Annotated in this window: 3 protein-coding genes and 1 pseudogene; 3 read left to right on the plus strand and 1 reads right to left on the minus strand. The window is 37.3% G+C overall.

All coding sequences use genetic code 11. The annotated features are described in order from the left end of the window. Both RYK12_RS09940 and yaaA read left to right on the plus strand, forming a co-directional pair. Positions 1-76 (plus strand): annotated as a pseudogene (locus tag RYK12_RS09940) (DUF3953 domain-containing protein); the annotation flags it as partial. 78 nt (positions 77-154) lie between these two features. Next, positions 155-883, plus strand: a complete 729-nt coding sequence (gene yaaA, locus RYK12_RS09945; protein WP_314848830.1) for a peroxide stress protein YaaA — start codon at positions 155-157, stop codon at positions 881-883. Positions 884-930: 47 nt separating this feature from the next. On the opposite strand, the gene RYK12_RS09950 is transcribed toward yaaA, so the two are convergent. Continuing rightward, a complete protein-coding gene (locus RYK12_RS09950) occupies positions 931-2,415 on the minus strand; it encodes a M protein trans-acting positive regulator PRD domain-containing protein (protein ID WP_314848832.1) in 1,485 nt (494 codons plus the stop codon). Between the two features lie 219 nt (positions 2,416-2,634). On the opposite strand from RYK12_RS09950, the gene RYK12_RS09955 reads away from it, so the two are divergent. Further along, positions 2,635-4,355: G5 domain-containing protein (locus tag RYK12_RS09955; RefSeq protein ID WP_314848834.1), on the plus strand; the 1,721-nt coding region annotated here is incomplete at its 3' end.

Consider the following 4,355-nt stretch of genomic DNA (forward strand, 5'->3'; position numbering starts at 1 on the left):
ATTCTTATCTATCTTAACAAGCTTAGCTGGTCTAGCCCTTGTTCTCGTGGCTGTCTGGTTAGGATGGCCAAAATAAATAGAGAAGCCTCGGTCAAACCGAGGTTTTTCAGATGAATTTCTTGGTAGCGGCAAAAAAATATGCTACACTATCAATATGAAAATTTTAATCCCAACAGCAAAAGAAATGAACACAGATTTGCCGAGTATTGAAGCCGCTCCTTTAAAACAAGAAAGTCAGGCTGTGCTGGATGCCTTGGCTCTCTATTCTGCTAGTCAATTGGAGAGTTTTTACAAGGTATCAGCCGAGAAGGCGGCGGAAGAATTTCAAAATATCCAAGCTTTGAAAAGGCAAACTGCTCAACACTACCCAGCCTTGAATCTATTTGATGGGCTTATGTACCGCCATATAAAGCGTGATAAATTGACCGAGGTAGAACAAGCCTATCTTGAAAATCATGTCTTCATTACCTCGGCTTTGTACGGAGTCGTACCAGCCTTGTCACCCATAGCCCCTCACCGTTTGGACTTTTTGATGAAGTTAAAAGTCGCAGGTAAGACTTTGAAGAGCCATTGGAAGCAAACCTATGATGAAGCTATGAATGGTGAAGACCTAATTTTCTCTCTCTTGTCATCCGAGTTTGAGACTGTATTTTCTAAGGAAATCAGAGGAAAAATGGTGACCTTCAAATTCATGGAGGATAGAGGTGGTCAGCTGAAGATTCATTCAACTATTTCAAAGAAAGCGCGTGGTGCTTTCCTGACAGCCCTGATACAAAATCAAGTACAGACGGTGGAGGAAGCTCGTCGCTTAAGCTTTGCAGGGTTTACCTACAGAGAAGATTTGTCACAGCCACAGGAATTGGTTTTTGTTAAGGAAGTATAGAAATCAGGTAAGAGAAAAAGTCAGCAGGACCCTGCTGACTTTTTAGTTTATAAAGTATTGGATATATGAATCTCATTTGATAAAGTGTTGAGGTGATTAACCAAATCCATGATTGACAGATGGTTTCGGCAAATAAACTTCTTAGTAATCCCTGGAATATAGAAATTAGACACGATGATATCGTAATCTGTCTGATTTAAAATCTCAGGACTTGTTTGTAATTCATCCCAAATATCGAAGGTAAAGCGGTTATTACAGTAATAGGAAAGCATATCAACAAAGGTAAGGGATATAGCATGGTCAAAGTTACTGATAATCAAAACCTTGATAGGTGGTCGATTTTCTAACAACTGAGTAGAGAGGTTTTCAGCATGGGTTAAGATGGTGTACATCAGGTGTTCCAACTGTTCAGGATGGTCATGCTGTCCAATTGCTTGACGGTATTGAGCCAGTTCTTGACGTGCACTTCCCATAAAGTCTGGGAAGTAAACTTCAAATTTTTTAATCGTCAATGCTTTTTGTTCAAATAAGATTGGGGTAGAAAAGATTTCCTGTCTTTCAAAGAAAGCAGTGTTGTGTAAATGCCAAATCAGCTCATCGTGGTTGGTAAAAGTAATCTTATATTGTTTTGATAGGCGTTCTAATATTTGACTAAGTAATTGGTAAGAGTATCTTGCTTCACTGTTTTCTTCTAAAGAGTTGAAGAATTCTTGAGGATTTAAGAAAAGATTGTTTTGAATAAAGGATATAAAAATTTGGGCGATGATATCTGGAGTGATTTCAAGTCCCAGTTTTTCAGAGAAATGGACAAGTAGCTCCTCAAAATTTGGAATATTCATCAAAAGAGGGTAGTATTCATCGAAGAAATGATTTGGTAAGTCGATAAAATGACCATTTTTGACGCGGTAAATACTGATAGCTATCATCAATTTGTACATTCTATAAATTGAAAATCGCATCGGGTAATTCGTGATTTTATAGAAGAAATCAGCAAACTCTGTTAAATCCTCTTCAGGAAGGTCAGGAAAAGGCCAGTCTAGGAAATAATAGCGCTCAGAAAAGTATTGGGCAAAAAAATAGCGAATATCAGTTTCATTCCCATGTATCTCAGTTGGAGTAAAAGATAATTCAATTTGGAATTGAGAGGATAGATTTTTTGTAATATTTCGACCTAATCGATAGAGATTAGCACTACTTGAGTGAAGATTTTCTATCGTTCGATAAATAGGCAGGCCCTCATTGAAAAACATATATTCTAGTAATTGAAAAGATTGGGAATGAGCTAGAAAATATTGATAAACGTCTTCCACACTAGTGTTAACATCTAAATCAATCATAATTCCGTTAACGGAAGATTGGATGTCAATATTTGGGAAAGCTGTTCGTAATTCATTTAAATCATTTTTTAGGATTCGTTCTGTACATCCTAATTTTTCGGCAAGTGCATGTAATCTTATCCAATTACGATTCTGAATTAAGATTTCCATTAAGCGTAATTGTCTTTGATCTTTTGTGGATAAAAGGTTTCGCATGTAGGTAATTTCCTCCTAAATTATATTGTATCATAATTATGATTCTGTTGTACAAAAAAACAAGAATTAAAAATATGTACATTAAATTCAAAAAAAAAAAAAAAAAAAAATATGGCTCCATGGTACAAAAATCAGATATATTAATTTCATAGATAATATTGATTAATGCCTCAAATAGTTGTAAATTGTAAACTATAAAATACTATCTAGGAGTTTAAAATGAAACATACACATAAGAAATCATTTGACTGGTATAGCATGCAACAACGATACTCTATTCGTAAGTATCACTTTGGTGCGGCTAGTGTCTTGCTCGGGACAGCCTTAGTCTTGGGAACTGCTGCCAATGCGCAATCAGTACAAGCAGAGGAACAACATCCTGAGGCAACTAATAGTGTCTCTGTTGATAAGGTAGATGAAGCTACTAAACCAGCAGAAGTTTCTACACCTAAAAAAGAAACAACTTATGCAGCTCCAACTGTTGCTAACCCAGTAGAAACGACTCCAGCTAAAACTGAAGAAGCTACTAGACCAGCAGAAAAAGTTGAAGAAGCAAAAGACAAAAAAGAAGCAAGTCATCAAGATGCTGTTGACAAGTCGAAATTGTTAACAGCTCTTTCGCGTGCTAAAAAATTAGAAAGCAAGTTATATACAGAAGCAAGTGCTGCTAACTTGCAAGCAAGTATCCAAGCTGGTCAAGGCTTGCTTGGGAAAGCAGATGCGACTGAAGCTGAAGTATCAGCAGCAGAGTCATCTATCCAATCAGCTATTATTGGTCTAGAACTTCGTTCTAACTCTGATAAAGGAACTGTATCAGAAACTCCTGTAGTGAAGAAAGCTGACACAGCAGAAGCCAAAGAAGAAGCTAAGCCAGCTGCAACAACGACTGACCGTTCAGCTGTTGATAGTAGCGTTTTAGCAACTAATGCACCTGCCAAAGTAGAAACAACTGCAGCTCCAAAATCTACTAATGAAATCTTGAAACCAGGTTTGAGCCTTTCTGATGCTCGTCAAAATCCAGCTATCCGTAAGGAAGACTTGGATAAAGGTCATAGTGGTTTTAGAGCGGCTAGCAATCCAGCTAACCCAATTGTCTCAGGTTCTGGAAATACAGTTGCATTTTCAGATATCAGCCAAGGTGGTCGTAGCTATAGTTTCCGTGGCTACGGGAACTCACGTGGTGGTAATTCAATTCATTACGATGTAACAACAGTACGTCAAGGTAATAAATTGAATTTCACAATCAAATATTCTGGTCCGGGCGAATTTGTTAATAATAACTTTATCTTGGATAAAGGGGATGGATTTGGAAATCCTTCCAATGCGACAATCACAACTCCAAGGTTAAGAGATCAATCAAAACCTATTAGCCAAGGTGCCAACTACGTATCTCACTCAGGATACAGTATGACCTCTGCTACTTCAACAAATACGGAACAAACAATCAGATTTAGTTTGCCAATCAATAATCCAAATGGTGACTTGTCTGTTCGTTTGAAACCTGTTACTTTTAACGTGGACCAAGGTGGTGGCGGTGCCGCTACTAGCAATGACCCATACAGCAACTCTAACTATTATTATAGAGCAAACCCACTATACTTGGATGCAAACCCTTATGGTGGTACTAATAATAAGACTGTTTCAGAAGACATTGACTTCCAAACTGTCTATCTTCCAACTAGTAAGTTACCAGAAGGTCAAACTAGATTAGTTCGAGAAGGTGAAAAAGGACAACGTCAAATTACCTATAAAGTTCATCGATTTGGTAACGAAACACTTTTAGGATTGCCAATTAGTAATTCTGTTACTAAAGAAGCTAAGCCACGTATTATGCAAATTGGTGTGGCTAAAGAGTTAATCGATACAGTAAAACCACGTGTTGATCAAAATAAAGTTGGTGATACAAATAACCTCACTTTCTATCTTGATAACGATGGAAA

Source organism: uncultured Streptococcus sp. (assembly GCF_963518475.1).
Taxonomy (GTDB): Bacteria; Bacillota; Bacilli; order Lactobacillales; family Streptococcaceae; genus Streptococcus.

Coding starts and splice junctions, on each gene's coding strand:
- RYK12_RS09950 (WP_314848832.1), bottom strand. CDS start 2,415: ATGCGAAACCTTTTATCCACAAAAGATCAAAGACAATTACGCTTAATG.
- yaaA (WP_314848830.1), top strand. CDS start 155: ATGAAAATTTTAATCCCAACAGCAAAAGAAATGAACACAGATTTGCCG.